Origin of the sequence: Pseudomonas caspiana (assembly GCF_040224095.2) — a bacterium.
In the GTDB taxonomy this organism is placed as follows: Bacteria; Pseudomonadota; Gammaproteobacteria; order Pseudomonadales; family Pseudomonadaceae; genus Aquipseudomonas; species Aquipseudomonas caspiana.
Genome location: NZ_CP167995.1, coordinates 4,589,579 through 4,612,631 on the forward strand (window position 1 = coordinate 4,589,579; position 23,053 = coordinate 4,612,631).

Genomic DNA, 23,053 nt, shown 5'->3' on the forward strand with positions numbered 1-23,053 from the left:
ATCTCGATCTGTTGCCTACCCCGCATCATGCACCAAAGTGGCCAACCGCCCAAGCCCTTGTAGGACAATGCAAGCAAGACTAAAGCGCAGCTTGCCGATCACCCGCAGCGCACGCCAAGATAGCGGCTGAATTCACTATTCGAACTCGTCCATGAAATTCTGCAGCCAATGTGGCAAACCAGTGATTCAGCGCATTCCCGAAGGCGATAGCCGCCTGCGCTTTGTCTGTGAGCACTGCCAGACCATTCATTACCAGAACCCCAATGTCGTCGCGGGCTGTCTGGCGGTGTGGGATGGCAAGGTCTTGCTCTGCCGTCGTGCCATCGAACCGCGCCTGGGTTTCTGGACCCTGCCGGCCGGGTTCATGGAAAACGGCGAAACCATGGAGCAGGCCGCCCGCCGGGAGACCGATGAGGAAGCCTGCGCGACACCCGGCGAGCTGGAGCTTTACATGTTGGTGGATGTTGCACACATCAATCAGGTTCATGTGTTCTTCCGGGGCGAGCTGGCCACACCGCAATTCGCTGCAGGAATCGAAAGCCTGGAAGTGCAGCTGTTCGACGAAGCTGACATTCCCTGGTCGGAGCTGGCTTTCATGACGGTCCGGCGTACCCTAGAATGCTACTTCGCTGATCGTCGCGAGCAGATTTACCCTGTGCGCAACGAGGCCCTGCCGCCATCGCGGCCCATTCAAGACACTTAATCAGGCCAGCCCATTACAGGCGCCGCTTCAGGGATACCGTTTCGATGCGTTGGTTGCTCGCTGCTTTGTGCTTGTCTTTCATGCCGTTGTCCCAGGCCTCGTTCACCCAGACCATTGTTCCCAAAGGCAGCGAGCAGAAGATCGTCGGCGAAAAAGTAATCAACGTTGAAAACATCGCCGATAAAAAAATCGAAAAGGTCCTGGTACTCAAGTCAGTTCGCCAGTTGCAACTGATCAGTGGCGGCGAACCCCTGAAGACGTACCGCATTTCGTTGGGCAAGCAACCCAAAGGCACCAAACTCAAGGAAGGCGATCAGCGCACACCGGAAGGTTTCTACTGGCTGGACTGGCGCAAGACCAGTACCAACTACAACCTGTCGATGCACATCTCCTATCCGAACGCGACGGACACCGAACGCTCGAAACGCGAAGGGGTAAAGCCCGGCAGCATGATCATGATTCATGGCACGCCAGTGGATGAGGAATATCCGGAGTGGTACTTCCACACGCTGGACTGGACCAACGGCTGCATCGCGCTGAAGAACAACGACATGCGGGAAGTGTGGAGTCTGGTGAAGGACGGCACGATGATTGAGATCAGGCCGTAGAGAGAACGCCGGATTCCTGTAGGAGCTGCCGAAGGCTGCGATGGCGGTGTATCAGATAAATCGCATCGCAGCCTACGGCAGCTCCTACAGGGGAATTACAAATCTTCCAGCCGCCAAACCTCATAGGCCGGCGTTTCATAGGGGTGGCTCTGCTTGAGAGCCACCACTACTTGCTGAATCAACTCATCCGCAACGACAAGCTCGACTTTCCATTCCTGGACCTGCTCGACCACGCCGCCCTGCCCGATAAATGGCTGGCTGCCATCCAGCGGGCGGAACTGGCCTTGGCCGAGCACTTGCCATGAGCACTGATCGTAAGCCCCGATTCGCCCTGCACCAGCGGCGAATACGGCACTTTTGACCTGTTCCACATGGCTCGGCGGTACAAAGAACGCGAGCTTGTACATTGCTTCTTAGTTCACCCAGGCACGGGCATTGCGGAACATGCGCATCCACGCACCGTCTTCGTTCCAGTCTTCCGGACGCCACGAGTTCTGCACAGCACGGAATACACGCTCAGGGTGCGGCATCATGATGGTGACGCGACCGTCGCGGGTGGTGAGGCCACCGATACCGCGCGGCGAACCGTTCGGGTTGGCCGGGTAGGCTTCGGTGATCTTGCCGTGGGTGTCGACGTAGCGCAGCGCGACAGTACCGGAAACATCGGCAGCGACCAGCGCTTCATCGCTGGCGAATTCGGCGTGACCTTCACCGTGAGCAATGGCGATCGGCATACGCGAACCGGCCATGCCTTGCAGGAAGATCGACGGCGACTCCTGAATCTGCACCATGGCAACCCGCGCTTCGAACTGCTCGGAGCGGTTGCGCACAAAGTGTGGCCACAGCTCGCTGCCCGGAATCAGTTCGTGCAGGTTGGACAGCATCTGGCAACCGTTGCACACACCGAGGGTGAAGCTGTCCTGACGCTCGAAGAAGCTCTGGAACGCATCACGCGCTCGAGTGTTGAACAGCGCCGACTTGGCCCAGCCTTCGCCAGCGCCCAGCACGTCCCCGTACGAGAAACCGCCGCAAGCAACCATGCCTTTGAAGTCGTTCAGGTCGACACGGCCCGCCAGAATATCGCTCATGTGTACGTCAATCGCATTGAAACCGGCGCGGTCAAAGGCAGCTGCCATTTCGACCTGACCGTTGACGCCCTGCTCACGCAGCACAGCCACTTGCGGACGCACACCAGTCTTGATGTAAGGCGCAGCAATGTCTTCGTTGACGTCGAAGCCCAGCTTGACGGTCAGGCCTGGATTATCTTCTTCCAGCAGCGCGTCGAATTCCTGATCGGCACACTCGGCGTTATCACGCAGGCGCTGGATCTGGTAGCTGGTTTCAGCCCACTGACGCTGCAGCAAACGGCGCTGGCCGCTGAACACTGGCTCGCCATTGAAGCTGATCGCAACCTCGTCGTTGTTGACCGGCTGACCGATCACCGCGACGCAATCTTCCAGACCGGCCGCGCTGAATTGAGCCAGTACATCCGGCGTGGCGTCCTGACGAACCTGGATCACTGCACCCAGCTCTTCGTTGAACAGAATCGCGGCCAGATCGGCAGACGTTTCAGCCAGGCCGTCCATGTGCAGGTCCAGACCACAATGACCCGCGAAAGCCATTTCCAGCGTGGTGGTCAACAGACCGCCATCGGAACGGTCGTGGTAAGCCAACAGATGGCCGTCAGCGTTCAGACCTTGAATGACGGCGAAGAAAGCCTTGAGGTCTTCGGAGTCGTCGACGTCCGGCGCAACACGACCGAGCTTGCCGTAAACCTGAGCCAGGATCGAAGCACCCATACGGTTCTGGCCACGACCCAGGTCGATCAGGATCAGGTCGGTAACGCCCTTGTCCATGCGCAGTTCCGGGGTCAGCGTCTTGCGGATGTCGGTCACTGGCGCAAAGCCGGTCACGATCAGCGACAGCGGCGACGTCACGCTCTTCTCGACACCTTCATCGCTCCAGCGGGTTTTCATGGACATCGAGTCCTTGCCCACTGGAATGGTGATGCCCAGCGCCGGGCACAGCTCCATGCCGACAGCTTTGACCGTGTCGTACAAACGAGCATCTTCGCCAGGGTGACCGGCAGCGGACATCCAGTTGGCAGACATCTTGATGTCGGAAAGCTTTTCGATACGCGAGGCAGCAATGTTGGTCAGCGTCTCGCCGATGGCCATACGGCCCGAAGCAGGGGCGTCCAGCAATGCCAGCGGAGTACGCTCGCCCATCGCCATCGCTTCACCGGTATTGACGTCGAAGCTGGTGGCGGTCACGGCGACGTCGGCCACCGGTACTTGCCACGGACCGACCATCTGATCACGAGCGACCAGACCGGTAATGCTGCGGTCACCAATAGTGATCAGGAAGCTTTTGCTGGCAACGGCCGGGTGGTGCAGAACGCGTTGTACGCTTTCTTCGATATCCAGCACGCTTGGGTCGAAATCATCGCCCAGCTCGTTTTCGCGGTCAGCACTGCGGTGCATGCGTGGAGCCTTGCCCAGCAATACTTCCAGCGGCATATCAACCGGATTGTTACCAAAGTGGCTGTCGGTCACGGTCAGTTGTGGCTCGGCAGTCGCCTCGCCCACTACCGCGAACGGGCAGCGCTCACGTTCGCAGATTGCCTTGAAGCGTTCGAAGTCTTCGGCCCCCACCGCCAGGACGTAACGCTCCTGGGATTCGTTGCTCCAGATTTCCAGCGGGGCCATGCCCGGCTCGTCATTTGGCACGTTACGCAGTTCGAAACGACCGCCGCGGCCGCCATCATTGACCAGCTCAGGGAAGGCGTTGGACAAACCACCCGCGCCGACGTCATGGATGAAGCTGATCGGGTTCTTGTCACCCAACTGCCAGCAACGGTCAATGACTTCCTGGCAACGACGCTCCATTTCAGGGTTTTCACGCTGAACTGAAGCAAAATCCAGATCCGCAGAGCTGGTACCGGTGGCCATGGAAGAAGCAGCACCGCCGCCCAGACCGATCAACATTGCAGGGCCTCCGAGCACGATCAGCTTGGAGCCAACGGTGATTTCGCCTTTCTGCACGTGTTCGGCACGGATGTTACCCATACCGCCAGCCAGCATGATCGGCTTGTGGTAACCACGAACCTCATCGCCGTGCGGCGTGCTGATGGACTGTTCGAAAGTACGGAAATAACCGGTCAGGGCCGGACGGCCGAATTCGTTGTTGAACGCGGCGCCACCCAATGGACCTTCAAGCATGATGTCCAGCGCAGTCACGATGCGCTCAGGCTTGCCGTAGTTCACTTCCCACGGTTGTTCGAAGCCTGGAATCTGCAGGTTGGAAACGGTGAAACCGGTCAGGCCAGCTTTAGGCTTGGCACCGCGACCGGTAGCGCCTTCGTCGCGAATCTCGCCACCAGAACCGGTCGATGCGCCCGGGAACGGGGCAATCGCAGTCGGGTGGTTGTGAGTCTCGACCTTCATCAGAATATGCACCGGCTCCTGCACCGCACCGTACTGGCGGGTTTCAGGGTCCGGGAAGAAACGACCCGCCACGCTGCCGACGATCACCGAAGCGTTGTCCTTATAAGCAGACAGGACGCCTTCGCTGTGCATCTGGTAGGTGTTCTTGATCATGCCGAACAGGCTTTTTTCCTGGCTTTCGCCGTCGATATCCCAACTGGCGTTGAAGATCTTGTGACGGCAGTGCTCGGAGTTCGCCTGGGCAAACATCATCAGTTCGATGTCGTGAGGATTGCGCCCCAGACCATTGAAGCTGGTGACCAGATAATCGATTTCGTCTTCAGCCAGAGCCAGACCGAGCTCGACGTTGGCTTTCTCCAGCGCAGCACGACCACCGCCCAGCACATCAATCGCAGTCAGCGGCTTGGGCTCGGCGTGAGTGAACAGGCCTTCGGCCTCCTCTACGGAACCCAGCACCATTTGCGTCATGCGGTCATGCAGGCAACCGGCAATGATTTGCGCTTCAGCTTCGTTAAACTGGCCTTCTACATAGAAGGTAATGCCGCGTTCGATGCGCTGGACTTTTGTCAGGCCGCAGTTACGGGCGATATCGCTGGCTTTGCTGGACCACGGTGAAATAGTGCCGAAACGTGGCATCACCAGGAACAACCGGCCGCTCGGCTCTTGAACCGGCACGCTCGGGCCGTATTTCAAGATGCGAACGAGAACCTCCTGTTCCTCGCCAGTCAGATCGCCAGTGACTTCGGCAAAGTGGGCAAATTCGGCATACAAGCCGCTGACAGCTGAAACTTTCTGTTTCAGTTGTTCCAGCAATTTGCTGTGGCGAAAGGCAGAAAGGGCAGGAGCACCGCGCAGGATCAACATCTTCGGGACAGCCTCGGGAAGGGGGTGTGCTTTGAGGCCGTGCATTCTAGCCTAAAGCGACTGCTTGAGCACCCAAAACGGCCAGATTGACGGTGTCCGCATATCGGCGAGCCAGGTTGCGGCTGATATTGCCGCTCAGGCGACTCTCAGGTTGGCCATAAGAAAGGCTGCGCTCTAGCAGACCGGAGCTTCGCTGTCGAGATATGGCGACGGGTGCGCTTTGCGTATACTGCTCCGATGTTTTCCCAATCAGACTTCCGCCCTCGTTGTGCCAGATGGCTCATCGCAACCGGACTCTTCCTGATGCTCGGCGCCTGTGTGGATAAACCCAACACACTGGAGCGAGTAAAGGAGGACGGCGTGCTGCGCGTGGTCACTCGCAATAGCCCCGCGACCTACTTCCAGGATCGCAACGGGGAAACTGGCTTCGAGTACGAATTAGTCAAGCGTTTCGCCGAAGATCTCGGCGTGGAACTGAAGATCGAAACAGCCGACAACCTTGATGAGTTGTTTGATCAGATCCAGAAACCAGGCGGCCCGGTGCTGGCAGCCGCTGGTTTGATCGACACAGAGCAACGTAAAAAGCAGGCGCGCTTCTCCCATTCCTACCTGGATGTCACTCCGCAGGTCATTTATCGCAACGGCCAGTCACGCCCTACTGAACCTGCGGATCTGGTCGGCAAACGCATTACCGTTCTTAAAGGCAGCAGCCACGCCGAACAAATGGCAGCGCTGAAAGCGCAAAATCCTGCGATTGAGTACGAAGAATCCGACGCTGTTGAAGTAGTTGACCTGCTACGCATGGTCGATGAAGGCCAGACTGATATCACGCTGGTGGATTCCAACGAGCTGGCAATGAATCAGGTTTACTTCCCCAATGTCCGCGTCGCGTTCGATTTGGGTGAAGGCAAGGGACAGCGCTGGGCAGTAGCTCTTGGCGAAGACAACAGCCTGCTCAACGAAATCAACGCCTACCTCGACAAGGTCAACAAGAACGGCACCCTGCAGCGCTTGAAAGATCGCTATTACGGGCATGTTGATGTTTTGGGGTATGTGGGCGCCTACACCTTCGCCCAGCATTTGCAGGAGCGCCTGCCTAAATACGAAAAACACTTCCAGGCGTCTGCCAAGAAAGAACAAGTGGACTGGCGCCTGCTGGCAGCTATCGGTTATCAGGAATCACTATGGCAGCCGGGCGTAACTTCCAAGACCGGCGTGCGCGGCCTGATGATGCTGACGCAAAACACCGCCCAAGCCATGGGCGTGTCCAACCGACTGGATGCCAAACAGAGCATTCAGGGTGGCGCGAAGTACTTTGCCTATGTGAAGGAACAGCTGGATGACACGATTTTAGAGCCGGATCGTACATGGTTTGCTCTCGCTTCCTACAACATAGGCAGTGGCCATTTGGAAGATGCGCGCAAGCTGGCGGAAAACGAGGGTCTGAATCCAAACAAATGGCTCGACGTTAAAAAAATGCTACCCCGCCTGTCGCAGAAGAAGTGGTACAGCAAGACTCGCTACGGTTATGCCCGAGGTGGCGAACCGGTGCACTTTGTTGCCAACATCCGCCGCTATTACGACATCCTGACCTGGGCCACTCAGCCGCAACTGGAAGGCAGTCAGGTTGCAGAAAGTAATCTGCATGTGCCGGGTGTGAACAAGACCAAACCCGCCGAAGAAAATCCTCCGCTGTAAACGAGCGCCTCGCTTGGCCGAATTGAAATACGGTCCCACAGGGGATCTCATTTCAAACCAAGCAGCTCAGCGTTAGCCCTTCGCCCGTCTCATCCTGAAGAACTCGCTCAGCATCGCGCCGCACTCTTCACCCAACACCCCACCTTCAAACAACACACGATGGTTGAGAAAGCCCTGAGTGAAAAACTGCCCCTGGCTCTGGACAATGCCAGCCTTGGGCTCAAGTGCGCCGTAGACCACGCGAGTAATACGCGAATGGACGATCAGCCCCGCGCACATGCTGCACGGCTCCAACGTGACATACAGCGTGCTGCCGGGCAGTCGATAATTGCTGACCGCCTGCGCCGCTGCCCGTATGGCAACCATCTCGGCATGAGCACTGGGGTCACTGCCGCTGATGGGGCAATTGAAGCCACGACCAATGATCTCGCCGTCCTGCACCAGCACCGCGCCGACAGGCACCTCGCCCAGCTCAGCACCTTGAGCCGCCAGTGCTAACGCTTCGCGCATGAAGTCCTGATCGCGACTGCGATCAATGATTTGCGGCTGCCGCATCAAGAAACCTCTATTGCTGCCATAAGTCCGGTTTCCATGTGATCGATCACATGGCAGTGGAACATCCACACGCCGGGATTATCCGCCACCAGCGCCACCCGTGCGCGCTCGTTTCTGCCCAAGAGGAAAGTGTCGGTGAAATAAGGAATGATCTTCCTGCGGTCAGACGCCAGAACCTTGAAACTCATCCCGTGCAGGTGAATCGGGTGTTGATACTGGGTCATGTTCTTGAGTTCAAAGATGTAGCTCTTGCCCAGCACCAGTTTTGCAATCGGGCGATCAGCACAGGTTTTGTCTGTGATATCCCACGCCTCACCGTTGATCTGCCACAGACTCGGCGGCTTGCCGTTGTCGACGTTGACCGACACCGAACCGACCCATTCAAAGTTGAAATTGAGCTTCTCGGCGTTTTCCAGATCCGGCTCGGCAATAGGATTGGCTGGCAGCTCCGGCGGCCATTCGCCTGGCGCATCGTTATTGGCTACCGAACGAAAAGTCCCCAAACGCACCGGGCCATTTCGAAATGACAACTCTTCACCTGCAGGCGGCGCTTTGATCGCCAGACACAGGCGCATCCCAGGCCCCAACCAGTAATCCTTGCCCAATGGCCGAGGCTTGATCGGGTTGCCATCCAGCGCATAAATCTGCGCATCGGCGCCCGGCAGATTAAGGCGATAGGTCACGGTGTTATCGAGGTTGAGAATACGTACCCGAGTAATCTGCCCCGCAGGCAACTCGATTACGCCCTGAGGAATGCCATTGATGGTAGAAAGTCGCCCCGCCGTGCCTTCCCGCGCCGCTTCGCGAATCACGCTGAACTCGGTGAATGCGCCAACCTCATCCACATGCCAGCTTTTCAGGCTGACCGTGCGCTCATGCTTGAAACCAGTCGGCTCACGCTCTTCAATGATCAGCGGCCCGACCAATCCACGGCCCAGCTCTTCGCTGCTGCTGACATGGGGGTGATACCAATAGCTGCCGGCATCCGGCACCAGGAATTTGTAGTCGAAATACTCGCCCGGCTTGACCGGCAGTTGCGACACATAGGGCACGCCATCCATCTCAAGCGGCAGACGGATACCGTGCCAGTGAATCGTGGTTTCAACCGGCAGGTGATTGATAAAGCGCAAGCGCAGCCACTCGCCCTGCCGTACTCGCAGCTCGGTCCCCGGCGCGGATCCGCCAAACGCCCAGGCTGGGGTCTGATGCCCGGCTACCAGCTCGACATCCAGCGGCGCGGCGATCAGCTCGAAATCATGACCCTCACCCGGCCCGCGACGGCCCAGCCAGTAACGCGAAGCCCCTCCCGCCCCAAGCCCAACCACGGCAAGACCGACAAGGCCACCGAGTATTTGTCGACGGGTAAAAGACATAAACGCGCACACCTCAAAAACCAGACACGAGTCGCAGTCGAGAGTCGCTGCGAGGGGCGAATACGATACACCTGCATCTGGCAAAACTTAAGTGCGGCGGTGTACAGGTTACGATTTCACAGGCATCGACTGCCGGAGATTACGACGACTCCTACAGCGACCGCATGCATACAAACATGCTTTGTGCTGGGCTCTGCAAAAAAGCCGGAGCACCTTTCGGTGACCCCGGCTTTTGTTTAACTCCTGCTTTTAACTAACAGCGAGGAGCGGATCAATCATTCCCACTCAATCGTCGCCGGTGGCTTGCTCGACACATCGTAGGTCACGCGGGAAATGCCTTCGATCTCGTTGATGATCCGGCCGCTGACGGTTTCCAGCAGCTCGTAAGGCAGGTGCGCCCAACGTGCGGTCATGAAGTCGATGGTTTCCACGGCGCGCAGTGCAACGACCCATGCGTAACGACGACCATCGCCGACCACGCCAACCGATTTGACGGGTTGGAACACTACAAACGCCTGGCTGACTTTGTGGTACCAGTCGGCTTTACGCAGTTCTTCGATGAAGATGTGATCTGCGCGACGCAGCAGGTCGGCGTATTCCTTCTTCACTTCACCGAGAATCCGCACGCCCAGGCCTGGGCCCGGGAATGGGTGACGGTAAACCATGTCGTACGGCAGACCCAGTTCCAGACCGAGGCGACGCACTTCGTCCTTGAACAGCTCACGCAGTGGCTCGACCAGTTTGAGGTTCATTTCTTCCGGCAGGCCGCCCACGTTGTGGTGCGACTTGATGACGTGAGCCTTGCCGCTTTTCGCGCCAGCCGACTCGATTACGTCCGGATAGATCGTGCCCTGAGCCAGGTACTTGATGTTGTCCAGCTTGCAGGATTCGGCATCGAACACATCGATGAAGGTGCGGCCGATGATCTTGCGCTTTTTCTCCGGGTCGCTTTCGCCAGCCAGATTGTTCAGGAACTGGTCTTCAGCGTTGGCGCGGATGACCTTGACGCCCATGTTCTCGGCGAACATGGCCATGACCTGCTCGCCTTCGTGCAGACGCAGCAAGCCGTTGTCGACGAATACGCAGGTCAACTGGTCGCCAATTGCCTTGTGCAGCAAAGCGGCAACAACAGAAGAGTCAACGCCGCCAGACAGGCCCAGCAATACGTTGTCAGTACCGACCTGAGCGCGAACCTGAGCGATGGCGTCTTCAGCAATCTTCGACGGTGTCCACAGTGCCTCGCAGCCGCAGATGTCGAGGATGAAGCGCGACAGGATGCGACCGCCCTGCTTGGTGTGGGTCACTTCCGGGTGGAACTGCACGCCGTAGTAACCGCGAGCGTCGTCTGCCATGCCGGCAATCGGGCAGCTCGGTGTGCTGGCCAGGATGTGGAACTCTTCTGGCAGCTTGGTGACTTTGTCGCCGTGGCTCATCCATACGTCGAGGCCAAAAAGGCCGTCGGCGTCGATGTGGTCTTCGATGCCATCGAGCAGACGGCTTTTGCCAACCACGTCAACGCGGGCGTAGCCGAACTCGCGCAGGTCAGAACCTGCAACCTTGCCGCCCAACTGCTCGGCCATGGTCTGCATGCCGTAGCAGATACCGAAAACCGGCACACCCAGGTCAAATACCGCTTGCGGGCAGCGCGGGCTGTTGGCTTCGTGTACGGACTCGGGACCGCCAGCGAGGATCACGCCTTTTGGAGCGAACTCACGAATGGCTTCGTCGTCCATGTCGAACGGGTGCAGCTCGCAGTAAACGCCGATTTCACGCACGCGACGCGCGATCAACTGGGTGTACTGGGAACCGAAGTCGAGGATCAGGATACGGTGGGCGTGAATGTCGAGGGCCATGACTCATTCTCGTCAATAAACAGAAACGACACGGGGCTGCGTCAACAGCCCCGGCTATAAAATTCGTCGGGCTGCATCGTGGCGCAAACCACGATGCAATCCGGATCAACCGACGCGATAGTTCGGCGCTTCCTTGGTGATCTGCACGTCATGGACGTGGGATTCAGCCATACCGGCACCCGTGATACGCACGAATTCAGGCTTGGTGCGCATCTCTTCAATGTCAGCGCTGCCGGTGTAGCCCATGGAAGAACGCAGGCCGCCCATCAGTTGATGGATGATTGCGGTCAGCGAGCCTTTGTAGGCAACACGGCCTTCAATACCTTCCGGCACCAGTTTCTCGGCACCTTCGGACGAATCCTGGAAGTAGCGGTCGGACGAGCCCTGAGCCTGAGACATCGCACCCAGCGAACCCATACCGCGGTAAGCCTTGTAGGAGCGACCCTGGAACAGTTCGATTTCGCCTGGCGCTTCTTCAGTACCGGCAAACATCGAGCCCATCATCACGCAGGAAGCACCGGCAACGATGGCCTTGGACAGGTCACCGGAAAACCGGATACCGCCGTCGGCGATCAATGGAACGCCGGTGCCTTCAAGAGCAGAGGCGACGTTGGCGATAGCGCTGATTTGCGGCACACCAACACCAGCAACGATACGCGTGGTGCAGATCGAACCTGGGCCGATACCCACTTTGACTGCGTCAGCGCCAGCGGCAACCAGTGCCTTGGCAGCAGCGCCAGTGGCGATGTTGCCGCCGATGACCTGCACTTCCGGGAAGTTTTCTTTGACCCAGCGAACGCGATCAATAACACCTTTGGAGTGACCGTGAGCGGTGTCGACAACCACCACATCAACGCCCGCTGCAACCAGCGCAGTTACACGCTCACCAGTGTCTTTACCGGTGCCGACCGCTGCACCAACGCGCAGACGACCCTGGTCGTCCTTGCTGGCGAGCGGATATGCCTTGGCTTTTTCGATGTCCTTGACGGTCATCATGCCCTTGAGCGCGAAATTGGCGTCGACGATCAGGACTTTTTCAAGACGATGCTTGTGCAGCAGTTCGCGCACTTCGTTCTTGTCAGCACCTTCGCGAACAGTGACCAGACGCTCTTTAGGCGTCATCACTTCGCGAACAGGAACATCCAGACGATTTTCAAAGCGTACGTCGCGGGACGTCACGATGCCGACCAGGTCGCCATTGTGCAGGACAGGTACACCAGAGATGTTGTGCTGACGGGTCAGTTCGAACAGGTCACGAACCGTGGCATCAGCCTCGATGGTGATCGGGTCTTTTACGACACCGGCCTCGAACTTCTTGACCTTGCGGACTTCGGCAGCTTGCTGCTCGATGGTCATGTTCTTGTGGATAACACCGATACCGCCTTCCTGAGCCATGGCAATTGCCAGACGGGCTTCAGTCACGGTGTCCATGGCAGCGGAGACCAGCGGAATGTTCAATTCGATGCCACGGGTCAAACGGGTTTTCAGACTGACTTCGTTAGGAAGTACCTCGGAATAACCGGGCACAAGGAGAATGTCGTCGAAAGTAAGTGCTTCTTGGCTGATACGCAGCATCGCGGGGGCTCCCGAGCGGGAAATTGGAAGCGCGCCATTATACCCAGACACCCCCGTCGGCTCAATGTAAACCTTAGGCAATTATCACACGACGTCATAGCCGCACTTTGACGAAGGAAACCGGACGATCCAGACGTTCGGCGAAGTCATCCAGAAAGCTCTGTTTGAAAGAAGCATCGAGCCAGTCGTTGAAAATGAAACCCAGGTTCGAAAAGCCGCACGGTTGCAGGAACAGAAAGCCGTTTATGTCGTCTTCGTGACGGCATTCCGGGCAGATGAAGTTATCAGTGTGGCCGGGCATCCAGTCTTCAAGACTGTCGAACAGCGCTTCACCGATTTCCTTGCGGCACTCCGGGCAACCGGCTTCTTCGGCGAAATCCTTCAGCGGTGTATAGATGCAGCGCTTGGTGACGATTTCCAGACCATTCACTGGCTGACCAAATGGCAGCGCGTCAGGATTTTCGACGACTGCACGGGCGCCTGGCGCAATGGCGTAGGCCATTTTATTGTAGGTACGCCCGCAGGTGGTCAGCTCCGGTTCAACCACATTGAGCTTGACCAGCCAGCGCAGAATCAGACGCGCCCGAGCCTCACGGCCGGGGAAACCGGAAATCTGCGGGACAATAATGCTTTGGCTGTTCATGGTGATCTTTGGCTGAAGGGTTCGAGGGTCGGCAGCTTAAAGCCCCAGCGGCTCAGGTCAAGTCGGCATCAATGGGCAAAGTAGCGCCCGATCAGCACGATACCGCTGACCAGCACCAGCCACGTTACCAACCTGACGAACGTTTCCCGCGACATACGCAGGGTCAATCTCCGCCCTATCCAGGAGCCTAGCGCCATGGCGGGCAACAAGCACAACGCCAGAACCAGCAGGGGAATCTGCGCGTAAACCCCGGCAATCAGAAACAAGGTCAAGCGCACGATGGTGCTGCAACTGATCAAAGCACTTTGTGTGGCCCGCACCTGCTCCTTGGAGTCCAGCCGACTATTGAGGTAGATCGCGTACAGAAAGCCGCCACTTCCAAACAACGCACCAAACAGCCCGCCGACGGTGCCCATCGGTATCGCCCAGCCTGCGGCCAGTTGAGCAGGCCTTGTTTTGACCGCAAGGCTATAAAGCGCATAACAGGTGATGAACACGCCCATTAATAATAGAAGCAGATCGGATTTCAGATTGAGCAGGAACACCACGCCAAGGCTGCAACCCAGCGCCATGCACGGCAGCAAGCGCAGGAGTTCGGATTTAACCACCGACTGTCGTGAAGGCAGCAGATTGCCAAACGCGGCAATGAAATCCAGCAGCACTAATAAAGGAATGATCTGCGACAGCGGCATGAAGTTGATCAGGATCGGCCCGGCGACCAGTGCGGTGCCGAAGCCTGCAATGCCGAAGACGATGTATGCCGCGACAATACCCGACACGATGAACAGCCAGTTCAGGGGTGTAAAACCCAACTGAGTGAATGCTCCGATGAGGTCGATGCTTCCCATTGATCTTCTTCCTTGAACCTCGCCTGAATTTAATTCATTTCCTGTAGGAGCGCTGCTCGTACGATCTACAGGGGCAGATGTATTTCCCGTCGTGCGCTTGTTGCGCATTGCCTTTATCATGCCCTCCATGATCAAAGACCCCTTCGCAAGACTCGGCCTCGACCGGGAAATCCTTACTGTCAGCCAGCTCAACGGCCGTGCCCGGGTGTTGCTGGAGGATGTGTTCAGCAATATCTGGGTCGAGGGCGAAATCTCCAACCTGTCGCGCCCGGCTTCCGGTCATGTGTATTTCACCCTTAAGGACTCCGGTGCTCAGGTACGTTGTGCGCTGTTCCGACAGAGCGCGGCGCGGGTTCGCCAGGCGCTGAAGGACGGTTTGCAGGTCAAGGTACGCGGCAAGGTCTCGCTGTTTGAAGGTCGCGGCGATTATCAGTTAATCCTCGACACCGTAGAACCTGCGGGAGATGGCGCGCTGAGACTGGCCTTCGATGCACTGAAAGAAAAGCTCAGCACCGAAGGACTGTTCAGCGCCCAGCGTAAAGTCGCCCTGCCCCTTCACCCGCAGCGTATCGGCATTATCAGCTCGCCGACCGGCGCTGTGATCCGCGACATCATCAGCGTCTTCCGTCGCCGCGCGCCTCAGGTGGAACTGACGCTGATCCCTACAGCGGTTCAGGGTCGTGAAGCCATCAACCAGATTGTTCGCGCCCTGAAGTTAGCGGACTCACGAGGTTTCGATGCGTTGATCCTGGCCCGTGGTGGTGGCTCGCTGGAGGACCTCTGGTGCTTCAACGAAGAAGCAGTGGCTCGCGCCATCGACGCCTGCGTTACGCCCATCGTCAGCGCCGTCGGCCATGAAACCGATGTGTCCATCAGTGACTTTGTGGCGGACGTTCGCGCCCCGACGCCCTCGGCCGCCGCGGAGTTGTTGGCCCCCGACTCCAGCGACCTGCATCGCCGGGTGGATAACCTGCATCGTCGACTCGTCAGCCGTATAAAAGACAAGCTGATGCGCGAGCGCTTGCGTCTGGAAGGTGTCTCCCGCCGCTTGCGACACCCTGGCGAACGTCTGCGCCAGCAAGCGCAACGTCTGGACGATCTGGACATGCGCATGCGCCGAGCCTTCGAGCAGCAGACGCACAAAAGACAAGTCAGGCTGGCTCATCTGGAAAGCCGACTCGCCGCGCAGCACCCTGGTCGCACACTGGCGTTCCTGCGCCAGCGTCTGGACGTACTGGCCGAGCGTCTGCCCAAAGCCATGCGCGATGCGCTGAAAACCCGCCGTCTGCAATTGCAAACGCAAGTACAAACCCTGCAAGTGGTCAGTCCGCTGGCGACACTGGGTCGCGGCTACAGCATTTTGCTCGACGAGCGCGGCAACGCCATTCGCAACGCTGCGCAGACTCGTACCGGCCAGCGTCTGACCGCCCGACTCGGCGAAGGCGAACTGCAAGTGCGGGTGGAAGACAATCACCTGACGCCTGTCACCCTTTCTCTTCTGGATTGATTATTGATGCTGCGTTTTCTCGCCCCTGTGTTTGCTCTTTGCTTGTGCCTGCCCGCTCACGCTGACAGTTACATCACCCGCCTGTTGAACAAGCCTGTGCCCGGAGGCGTGGCAGTGGTTGATCTGGGTAATGCGGCTCAGGCGCCAACCGCCACGTACGACGGCAAACCGGTCCTGGTGGTCAAGGAACAGGGCGTCCGCTGGCTGGCTATTGTCGGCGTGCCATTAACGGCCAAGCCAGGCGCGCAGAAATTGATCGCGAAAGATGCCAGCGGCAATCGCACCCTTAACTTTGTCGTTGGCAACAAGAAGTACCCGGAACAACGCATCACCTTGAAAAATCAGCGTCAGGTCAATCCCAATCCGGATGACCTGAAGCGCATCGACGGCGAACTGGCCGAGCAGTTGAAGGCCTATCGCAGCTTCAGCCCCGGCACGCCGAGCAACCTGGCGCTGGACAAACCTGTGGCGGGCCCGCTCTCCAGCAAGTTCGGCGTACGCCGCTTCTTCAACGGTGAAGAGCGCAACCCGCATTCCGGCCTGGACTTTGCGGTCCCTGCAGGCACACCAATCAAGGCCCCGGCGGCAGGTAAAGTGATCCTGACCGGCAACTACTTCTTCAACGGCAACACTGTGTTTGTCGACCATGGCCAGGGCTTTATCAGCATGTTCTGCCACATGTCGAAGATCGACGTGAAAGTCGGCGATGCCGTGCCTCGTGGTGGCGTGGTGGGTCGCGTCGGCTCAACCGGCCGCGCAACAGGCCCGCACATGCACTGGAACGTCAGCCTGAATGATGCGCGGGTTGATCCGGCGATATTCATCGGTGCATTTCAGCCGTAATAATTTTCTGTAGGAGCCGCAGCAGGCTGCGAAGCGATTTTGTCTGTCACATTGTTTCTCGTCCTGCGGCAGCTCCTGCAAGGAAAAGAACTTGCGCAATAAATAATCTTTTCACTAAAGATTCAAGCCATAAATAACCACTAACATTCGTTCACAGAGAACTTCTCTCAATTTTTTCCAACTGCTTGCCAACTTTCACCCTAATGGGTACGGTTGGCTTATGAAAACCTCTCAAACCCTCATTTTGTTGCGGCAACATCGCTGTCTCAGCCTGGTCAGTGCACGACTGCCAAGCTAGATCGATGTGCCTCACCCCGCCTCTCGCTTTATCGGTTGGCCGCCTTTTCCCGGCCCATACAAAATAAGTACCCCAAAGGATTCGCGCTAATGCCAATGCTCAAAGATCCCTCGAAGAAGTACCGTGCTTTCCCGACCATTGATCTGCCTGACCGCACCTGGCCTTCCAAGACCATCACTGCGGCGCCGATCTGGTGCAGCTCGGACCTTCGTGACGGCAACCAATCGCTGATCGAGCCAATGGATGCGGTGAAGAAGCTGCGTTTCTGGAAGACCCTGGTCGCCGTCGGCGTGAAAGAAATCGAAGCATCGTTCCCAGCCGCATCGCAGACCGACTTTGACTTCGTGCGTACGCTTATCGAAGACGGCCACATCCCGGACGACACCACTATTCAAGTGCTGACCCAGGGCCGTGAAGACCTGATTGCCCGCACCTTCGAATCTTTGCGCGGCGCGAAGAAGGCCATTGTCCACCTGTATAACGCCACCAGCCCATCGTTCCGCCGTATTGTCTTCAATCAGGATAAGGCTGGCGTAAAAGAAATCGCAGTGAGCGCGGCCAAAATGTTTGTGAAATACGCAGCAGAACAGCCTGAAACCCAGTGGACGTTTGAATACTCCCCGGAAACCTTCAGCGCCACTGAGCTCGACTTCGCCAAGGAAGTCTGCGACGCGGTCATCGAAGTCTGGAACGCGACGCCTGAGAACAAGGTCATCCTCAACCTGCCTGCCACGGTTGAAGTTGCTACCCCTAATATCTATGCCGACCAGATCGAATGGTTCTGCCGCAACATCAACCGTCGCGACAGCGTGATCATCAGCCTGCACACCCACAACGACCGTGGTACTGGCATCGCTGCCACCGAGCTGGGCTTGATGGCCGGTGCAGACCGTGTCGAAGGCTGCCTGTTCGGTAACGGCGAACGCACCGGTAACGTAGACCTGGTGACCGTAGCGCTGAACATGTACACCCAGGGTCTGGATCCACAGCTGGACTTCTCCGATATCGACGGCGTACGCAAAGTCGTTGAAGAGTGCAATCAGATTCCGGTTCACCCACGTGCACCATACGTTGGCGATCTGGTTCACACCGCGTTCTCTGGCTCGCACCAGGATGCAATCCGCAAAGGCTTCGCTCAGCAGAAAGACGACGCGCTGTGGGAAGTGCCGTATTTGCCGATCGACCCGGCTGATATCGGCCGCAGCTACGAGGCAGTAATCCGCGTCAACAGCCAGTCCGGCAAAGGCGGCATCACCTACTTGCTGGAACAGGAATATGGCATCTCTCTGCCGCGCCGCATGCAGATCGAGTTCAGCCAGGTGGTTCAAGGCGAAACTGATCGCCTGGGCCTGGAAATGAGTGCTCAGCAGATCTACGCGCTGTTCAAGCGTGAATACCTGCAAGCCAACAAGCCGTACGCGCTGATCAGCCACCGCCTGCAGGAAGAGAACAATACCAGTGCAGTGGACGCCGAAGTCAGCGTCAACGACGAAACCCAGCGCTGGAAAGGCAAAGGCAACGGTGCACTGGAAGCGCTGGTATCGAGCCTGCCAATCGGTGTGGAAATCATGGATTACAACGAACATGCCATTGGCGCAGGCACCACCGCCAAAGCCGCTGCCTACATCGAGCTGCGTGTGAACGGTGATCGTGCGGTCCACGGCGTGGGTGTTGACGAAAACATCACCACAGCGAGCTTCAAGGCGCTGTTTAGTGCACTGAACCGTTCGCTGAGCCAGGCAGAAGCAAAGGCTGCCTGATTGACATGGATTGGTACTTGTAGGAGCGAACTTGTTCGCGAGGCGGATTTTCTGCTGACGCAGATCAGACGTCTCGCCAACCAATTGGCTCCGACATAAAGTGCTCATTCACAGGTTGCTCCAGGCAACAAAAAAGGCCCTGAAGTGAAATCTTCAGGGCCTTTTTGTTTGTGCGAGGATCAGGCTGTAGTGCTTACAGTACCTTTCATCAGCGTCAGAAGCGCGCCTTGCAGCGTCGCCAACTGAGCCTGGGTTCCGGCTATCTGTTGCTGCAGAGACATGACCTGAAGAGCCTTTTCCTCTTCCGAGCCCTTACTGGCCTGAGCAGCCGCGAGTTGCTGTTGCTGCTGTAGAAGCTGTTTCTGGACTTCTTTGATCTGCTTTTGGATTTGCTCGATTTGCTCCTGGGCAGGACTCGCCGGAGCTGAGGCGCCCGCCTTGGCGCTTTCGCCGGTCTGGTAAACACTGTCACGAAGATTGACTTCAACCGAAGACGTCTCGCCAGTTTTGGTCTCAGCAGCCTTGGCGTCTGTATTGGTTTTGACATTAGCAGTGAAGCTGCTGGAATACATGCCAAGCGAGCTTGTATTGATGGTGGTCATGGTCAACTCCTGGACTGATACAAGCGCTATCGGCCACCGTCGTCAGAACTTCAGTAAATACCTGAAACTTTTTGACACAAACAACCAAACGACCGATGGCGAAAGTGCTGCAACTGGTGTTGAACAGATTCAGAGAATCTCGAATGTGTCTGCGTCAAGATGAGCCGGAAATTTTGTGCGGTAAGCCGCAAGATCCGCAGCATTCAACGTCACCTCGAAAACGCCATCGGCCTCCCCTGCGTTGAAAAGGCTCTCACCTTGAAAGTCGAGTACCTGACTGTCGCCGGTATAAGCGAAGCCCTTACCATCAGTTCCAGTCCGGTTAACCGCCGCGACATAACACAGATTTTCGATTGCTCGCGCTGGCAACAGACGGTTCCAGTGCATGCGTCGGGCACCCGGCCAGTTTGCGGTGTATAGCAGTAAGTCGGTGTGCTGGGCGTCACGACTCCAGACCGGAAAACGCAGGTCATAGCAAATCAGCGGACGTATACGCCAGCCCTTGAGTTCGAACTGCACTTGCCGCTCGCCGGGACTGTAATGCTCGTGCTCACCCGCCATGCGAAACAGATGGCGCTTGTCGTAATGCAGCAACTCACCATCCGGACGTGCCCACAAGAGCCGATTACGGTGACTGCCATCGGCGTCCTTGACGATGACGCTACCGGTAATCACGGCACCTAGCAGTCTTGCCTGCTCCAGCATCCACCTGGATGTCGGACCGCCTTCCGGCTCGGCGAGGGTCTCAGAGGCCATCGAAAAGCCCGTGGTAAACATTTCCGGCAGAATCACCAGGTCAGCGCCCTTGATCGACGCCAACAGCGCGGCGAAGTGTTCAAGATTGGCCTTGCGGTCGTGCCAGACCAATGAGGTCTGGACCAGCGCTACATTCAGGTTCGGCAGTTCACTCAAATCGCGCATAGTTTTTCCGCTGCCTGACGCAACGTCTCCTCACGTTTGGCGAAGCACAGCCGGATCAACCGCTGGCCTTCAGGTGGGTTTTGGTAAAACACCGAGACCGGGATACTCGCCACGCCATGCTCGCGAGTCATCCATAGCGACATCTCTACATCGTTGAGGTCCGGGCGGATCTGCGCATAGTTCACAAGCTGGAAATAAGTCCCGCCAACACGATCAAACGTGAAACGCGAGCCCTGCAGTTGGTCGCAGAAGAAATCACGCTTGGCCTGATAAAACCCAGGCAGCTCTTCAACATGTTCGGGGTGCTCAGCCATGAAGTCAGCCAGCGCCCATTGCAGCGGCGTGACACCACAAAAACTCACGTACTGGTGAACCTTGCGCAGTTCTGCGCTCAGTGCGGGCGGTGCCACCACGTAACCGGTCTTCCAGCCGGTCACGTGATAAGTCTTACCAAATGAACTGACCACAAAAGCACGCTGGTAAAGCTCTTCGTGACTCAGAATGCTGACGTGCTGTACGCCATCAAATACCAGATGCTCATAGACCTCGTCACTGACCAGGTAGATATCCCGATTAGCGATAAGTGCAGCCAGTTGATCGAGTTCGGCACGACTGATCAATGCGCCACTTGGGTTGTGTGGGCTATTGATAACGATCATCCGGGTCCGAGGACTCAGCGCATCGCGCAGCTTCTGCCAGTCGATGGAGAAGTCATTCAGGTCTAGCTGAACATGCACGCAGCGCCCGCCCGCCAACTCGACCGCAGGCTCATAGCTGTCATAGCAAGGGTCGAAGACGATGACTTCGTCTCCCGCGCGAATAACGGCCTGGATGGCACAGAAAATCGCTTGAGTAGCGCCCGGCGTAATAGTGATTTCAGTGTCGGGATTAACCTGACGGCCGTAGCAGCGGGCGATCTTCGCCGCGACCTGTTGGCGCAACGCTGGCAGGCCGGTCATCGGCGCGTATTGGTTATGACCTTCAGCGACGTGACGGCTCAACGCATCGCGCAAAGCTTGTGGACCATCGAAATCGGGAAAACCCTGGGACAGGTTGATCGCGCCCGTTTCAGCTGCGAGCTGAGACATGACGGTAAAAATAGTGGTGCCAACATTGGGCAGCTTGCTGTCAATCATGGGGCCTTTTTTCCTGCTGTACGCCCGGCTCCACGGCGGCACGGGGTCAGGCAGAATAGCCCATAGCGCGCGCATAAAAAAAGGCGCTATTAGCGCCTTTTCTTGAGAAAGCTTTTTACACAATCCGCAGTACACGGTAGGACTGGCTTCAGCCGGGAGGGCGATATTCTTGACCCAGAAGATGTCGAGAATGTACCGCCCTCCTCCCGGCTAAAGCCGGTTCTGTGGGAGCAGGGCTTGCCCGCGATACAAGCGACGCGGCTTGAAGCAGACCGCGTCATAGTTCTTCGCGAGCAAGCTCAGCTCCCACATAAGCCCCGCGCAGGCAACGCTATCAGCGCTTGTCTCTGCGCTTCTTGTCAGCTTTCTTGTGGTGCGACATCATTCGACGCTTCTTGTTGACCTGGCGGTCTGTCAGCGTGTTCTTGTTGCCTTCATACGGGTTCTCGCCGCCTTTGAACTCGATACGGATCGGCGTACCGACCAGTTTGAGCACACGACGGTAGGTGTTTTCCAGATACCGGACATAAGACTTCGGTACTTTCTCAACCTGGTTACCGTGGATCACGATCAGCGGCGGGTTAGCACCACCCAAGTGAGCGTAACGCAGCTTGATACGACGGCTGCCCACCATCGGTGGTGCATGCTCACTGACCGCATCTTCAAGAATCTGAGTCAGACGGCTGGTTGGCCAACGGGTTACCGCGGACTTGAAGGAGTTCTGCACCGATTGGTACAGGTTACCCACACCAGTGCCGTGCAGTGCGGAGATGAAGTGGATGTCGGCAAAGTCGACGAAGAACAATCGACGTTCAAGCTCGGTCTTCACATAGTCGCGCTCGCTCGGCACCATGCCGTCCCATTTGTTCAACGCGATAACCAGAGCACGACCTGCTTCAAGGGCAAAGCCCAGCAGGTTCAAATCATGGTCTACCACGCCTTCGCGGGCGTCCATGACAAAGATCACCACGTTGGCGTCTTTGATCGCTTGCAGGGTTTTCACCACCGAGAACTTTTCAACTTCCTCGTGGATCTTGCCGCGCTTACGCACACCGGCGGTGTCGATCAGCGTGTACTTCTCGTCGTTACGCTCAAACGGGATGTAGATACTGTCGCGGGTGGTGCCTGGCTCGTCATAAACGATAACCCGGTCTTCACCCAGCATGCGGTTGACCAGCGTCGACTTGCCGACGTTTGGACGACCGATGATGGCGATCTTGATACCGTCTTTTTCGCTAGGACCAGGAATGCGCTTGGCTTCCTCGCCTTCTGCAACAACCTCGGCTTCACCTTCTTCCTCTTCCCCTTCGTCTTTCGGGAATTGGCTGAGGGCAATTTCCAGCATCTGGCTGATACCGCGACCATGAGCACCGGCTACAGGAATGGCATCCCCCATACCCAATGGCGCGAACTCGGCACGAGCCAGCTCAGGGTCGATGTTGTCGACCTTGTTGGCAACGACGTATGAGCGCTTGCCACGTTTGCGCAAGTGCTCGCCGATCATTTGGTCAGCCGCAGTAAAACCGGCCTTCGCATCAACAAGGAACAGCACCACATCAGCTTCTTCGATAGCCAGCAGCGACTGCTCGGCCATCTTTTCATCCATGCCGTGTTCATCACCGGAGATACCACCGGTGTCGATCAAAATGTAGGAGCGCCCTTGCCACTTGGCCTCACCGTATTGGCGATCACGGGTCAGACCGGACAGATCGCCGACGATAGCGTCGCGAGTCCTGGTCAGGCGGTTGAACAAGGTGGACTTGCCGACGTTCGGTCGACCCACCAGGGCGATTACGGGAACCATGCGGCTCTCCACTTCG

General features: G+C 57.4%; 17 protein-coding genes and 1 pseudogene. 6 read left to right on the forward strand and 12 right to left on the reverse strand.

The genetic code is table 11. The annotated features are described in order from the left end of the window. The first annotated feature begins 151 nt into the window (after positions 1–151). Positions 152–703, forward strand: coding sequence for an NUDIX hydrolase (locus ABRP31_RS20775; RefSeq protein WP_349970385.1), 552 nt, complete (start codon positions 152–154; stop codon positions 701–703). A gap of 185 nt (positions 704–888) precedes the next feature. After that, positions 889–1,311 (forward strand): annotated as a pseudogene (locus tag ABRP31_RS20780) (murein L,D-transpeptidase family protein); the annotation flags it as partial. 95 nt (positions 1,312–1,406) lie between these two features. Here ABRP31_RS20780 and ABRP31_RS20785 read toward each other — a convergent pair. Together ABRP31_RS20785 and purL are read right to left on the reverse strand one after the other, a co-directional pair. Next, positions 1,407–1,718 carry a YqfO family protein gene (locus tag ABRP31_RS20785; RefSeq protein ID WP_243246098.1) on the reverse strand — a complete coding sequence of 104 codons (312 nt, stop codon included), beginning with the start codon at positions 1,716–1,718 and terminating at the stop codon, positions 1,407–1,409. 6 nt (positions 1,719–1,724) lie between these two features. After that, positions 1,725–5,621, reverse strand: coding sequence for a phosphoribosylformylglycinamidine synthase (purL, locus tag ABRP31_RS20790; protein ID WP_349970390.1), 3,897 nt, complete (start codon positions 5,619–5,621; stop codon positions 1,725–1,727). Between the two features lie 237 nt (positions 5,622–5,858). Here purL and mltF point away from each other — a divergent pair, with 237 nt between their 5' ends. Then, positions 5,859–7,319, forward strand: a complete 1,461-nt coding sequence (gene mltF, locus ABRP31_RS20795) for a membrane-bound lytic murein transglycosylase MltF (RefSeq protein WP_087264541.1) — start codon at positions 5,859–5,861, stop codon at positions 7,317–7,319. Between the two features lie 72 nt (positions 7,320–7,391). On the opposite strand, the gene tadA is transcribed toward mltF, so the two are convergent. The 6 genes from tadA to ABRP31_RS20825 form a co-directional block, all read right to left on the reverse strand. Beyond that, entirely contained in the window at positions 7,392–7,874 is a 483-nt protein-coding gene (gene tadA, locus ABRP31_RS20800) for a tRNA adenosine(34) deaminase TadA (protein WP_087264542.1), read from the reverse strand. Then, positions 7,874–9,247: a multicopper oxidase family protein gene (locus tag ABRP31_RS20805; protein ID WP_349970392.1), complete on the reverse strand. Its 1,374-nt coding sequence runs from the start codon at positions 9,245–9,247 to the stop codon at positions 7,874–7,876. The genes tadA and ABRP31_RS20805 overlap by 1 nt, the downstream gene beginning before the upstream one ends. A 275-nt stretch (positions 9,248–9,522) precedes the next feature. Beyond that, positions 9,523–11,100, reverse strand: a complete 1,578-nt coding sequence (gene guaA / locus ABRP31_RS20810; RefSeq protein WP_087264549.1) for a glutamine-hydrolyzing GMP synthase — start codon at positions 11,098–11,100, stop codon at positions 9,523–9,525. A gap of 105 nt (positions 11,101–11,205) precedes the next feature. After that, a complete protein-coding gene (gene guaB, locus ABRP31_RS20815; RefSeq protein WP_087264550.1) occupies positions 11,206–12,675 on the reverse strand; it encodes an IMP dehydrogenase in 1,470 nt (489 codons plus the stop codon). A gap of 94 nt (positions 12,676–12,769) precedes the next feature. After that, positions 12,770–13,318: a sugar ABC transporter ATPase gene (locus tag ABRP31_RS20820; RefSeq protein WP_087264551.1), complete on the reverse strand. Its 549-nt coding sequence runs from the start codon at positions 13,316–13,318 to the stop codon at positions 12,770–12,772. A gap of 68 nt (positions 13,319–13,386) precedes the next feature. After that, on the reverse strand, positions 13,387–14,166 hold the full coding sequence (locus ABRP31_RS20825; RefSeq protein ID WP_349970395.1) for a sulfite exporter TauE/SafE family protein: 780 nt from the start codon (positions 14,164–14,166) through the stop codon (positions 13,387–13,389). 127 nt (positions 14,167–14,293) lie between these two features. Here ABRP31_RS20825 and xseA point away from each other — a divergent pair, with 127 nt between their 5' ends. From xseA to leuA, 3 genes are all read left to right on the forward strand, one after another. Then, on the forward strand, positions 14,294–15,673 hold the full coding sequence (gene xseA / locus ABRP31_RS20830; RefSeq protein ID WP_349970397.1) for an exodeoxyribonuclease VII large subunit: 1,380 nt from the start codon (positions 14,294–14,296) through the stop codon (positions 15,671–15,673). Between the two features lie 6 nt (positions 15,674–15,679). Further along, the gene (locus ABRP31_RS20835) at positions 15,680–16,516 is read left to right on the forward strand and encodes a peptidoglycan DD-metalloendopeptidase family protein (protein WP_349970399.1); all 837 of its coding nucleotides are present in this window, start codon (positions 15,680–15,682) and stop codon (positions 16,514–16,516) included. A 387-nt stretch (positions 16,517–16,903) separates the two neighbouring features. After that, positions 16,904–18,574 (forward strand): 2-isopropylmalate synthase, encoded by a 1,671-nt coding sequence (gene leuA, locus ABRP31_RS20840; RefSeq protein WP_349970401.1) that lies wholly within the window; start codon positions 16,904–16,906, stop codon positions 18,572–18,574. A 179-nt stretch (positions 18,575–18,753) separates the two neighbouring features. On the opposite strand, the gene ABRP31_RS20845 is transcribed toward leuA, so the two are convergent. From ABRP31_RS20845 to der, 4 genes are all read right to left on the reverse strand, one after another. Continuing rightward, positions 18,754–19,176, reverse strand: a complete 423-nt coding sequence (locus ABRP31_RS20845) for a hypothetical protein (protein WP_087264555.1) — start codon at positions 19,174–19,176, stop codon at positions 18,754–18,756. A gap of 129 nt (positions 19,177–19,305) precedes the next feature. After that, complete coding sequence (locus tag ABRP31_RS20850) at positions 19,306–20,097, reverse strand: amidohydrolase (RefSeq protein WP_349970404.1); 792 nt, start codon at positions 20,095–20,097, stop codon at positions 19,306–19,308. Then, on the reverse strand, positions 20,085–21,233 hold the full coding sequence (locus ABRP31_RS20855; protein WP_349970406.1) for a pyridoxal phosphate-dependent aminotransferase: 1,149 nt from the start codon (positions 21,231–21,233) through the stop codon (positions 20,085–20,087). The genes ABRP31_RS20850 and ABRP31_RS20855 overlap by 13 nt, the downstream gene beginning before the upstream one ends. A 334-nt stretch (positions 21,234–21,567) precedes the next feature. Further along, positions 21,568–23,037 (reverse strand): ribosome biogenesis GTPase Der, encoded by a 1,470-nt coding sequence (gene der, locus ABRP31_RS20860; RefSeq protein WP_087264558.1) that lies wholly within the window; start codon positions 23,035–23,037, stop codon positions 21,568–21,570. Between the last annotated feature and the right edge of the window lie 16 nt (positions 23,038–23,053).

Coding starts and splice junctions, on each gene's coding strand:
- ABRP31_RS20775 (WP_349970385.1), top strand. CDS start 152: ATGAAATTCTGCAGCCAATGTGGCAAACCAGTGATTCAGCGCATTCCC.
- ABRP31_RS20785 (WP_243246098.1), bottom strand. CDS start 1,718: ATGTACAAGCTCGCGTTCTTTGTACCGCCGAGCCATGTGGAACAGGTC.
- purL (WP_349970390.1), bottom strand. CDS start 5,621: ATGTTGATCCTGCGCGGTGCTCCTGCCCTTTCTGCCTTTCGCCACAGC.
- mltF (WP_087264541.1), top strand. CDS start 5,859: ATGTTTTCCCAATCAGACTTCCGCCCTCGTTGTGCCAGATGGCTCATC.
- tadA (WP_087264542.1), bottom strand. CDS start 7,874: ATGCGGCAGCCGCAAATCATTGATCGCAGTCGCGATCAGGACTTCATG.
- ABRP31_RS20805 (WP_349970392.1), bottom strand. CDS start 9,247: ATGTCTTTTACCCGTCGACAAATACTCGGTGGCCTTGTCGGTCTTGCC.
- guaA (WP_087264549.1), bottom strand. CDS start 11,100: ATGGCCCTCGACATTCACGCCCACCGTATCCTGATCCTCGACTTCGGT.
- guaB (WP_087264550.1), bottom strand. CDS start 12,675: ATGCTGCGTATCAGCCAAGAAGCACTTACTTTCGACGACATTCTCCTT.
- ABRP31_RS20820 (WP_087264551.1), bottom strand. CDS start 13,318: ATGAACAGCCAAAGCATTATTGTCCCGCAGATTTCCGGTTTCCCCGGC.
- ABRP31_RS20825 (WP_349970395.1), bottom strand. CDS start 14,166: ATGGGAAGCATCGACCTCATCGGAGCATTCACTCAGTTGGGTTTTACA.
- xseA (WP_349970397.1), top strand. CDS start 14,294: ATGATCAAAGACCCCTTCGCAAGACTCGGCCTCGACCGGGAAATCCTT.
- ABRP31_RS20835 (WP_349970399.1), top strand. CDS start 15,680: ATGCTGCGTTTTCTCGCCCCTGTGTTTGCTCTTTGCTTGTGCCTGCCC.
- leuA (WP_349970401.1), top strand. CDS start 16,904: ATGCCAATGCTCAAAGATCCCTCGAAGAAGTACCGTGCTTTCCCGACC.
- ABRP31_RS20845 (WP_087264555.1), bottom strand. CDS start 19,176: ATGACCACCATCAATACAAGCTCGCTTGGCATGTATTCCAGCAGCTTC.
- ABRP31_RS20850 (WP_349970404.1), bottom strand. CDS start 20,097: ATGCGCGATTTGAGTGAACTGCCGAACCTGAATGTAGCGCTGGTCCAG.
- ABRP31_RS20855 (WP_349970406.1), bottom strand. CDS start 21,233: ATGATTGACAGCAAGCTGCCCAATGTTGGCACCACTATTTTTACCGTC.
- der (WP_087264558.1), bottom strand. CDS start 23,037: ATGGTTCCCGTAATCGCCCTGGTGGGTCGACCGAACGTCGGCAAGTCC.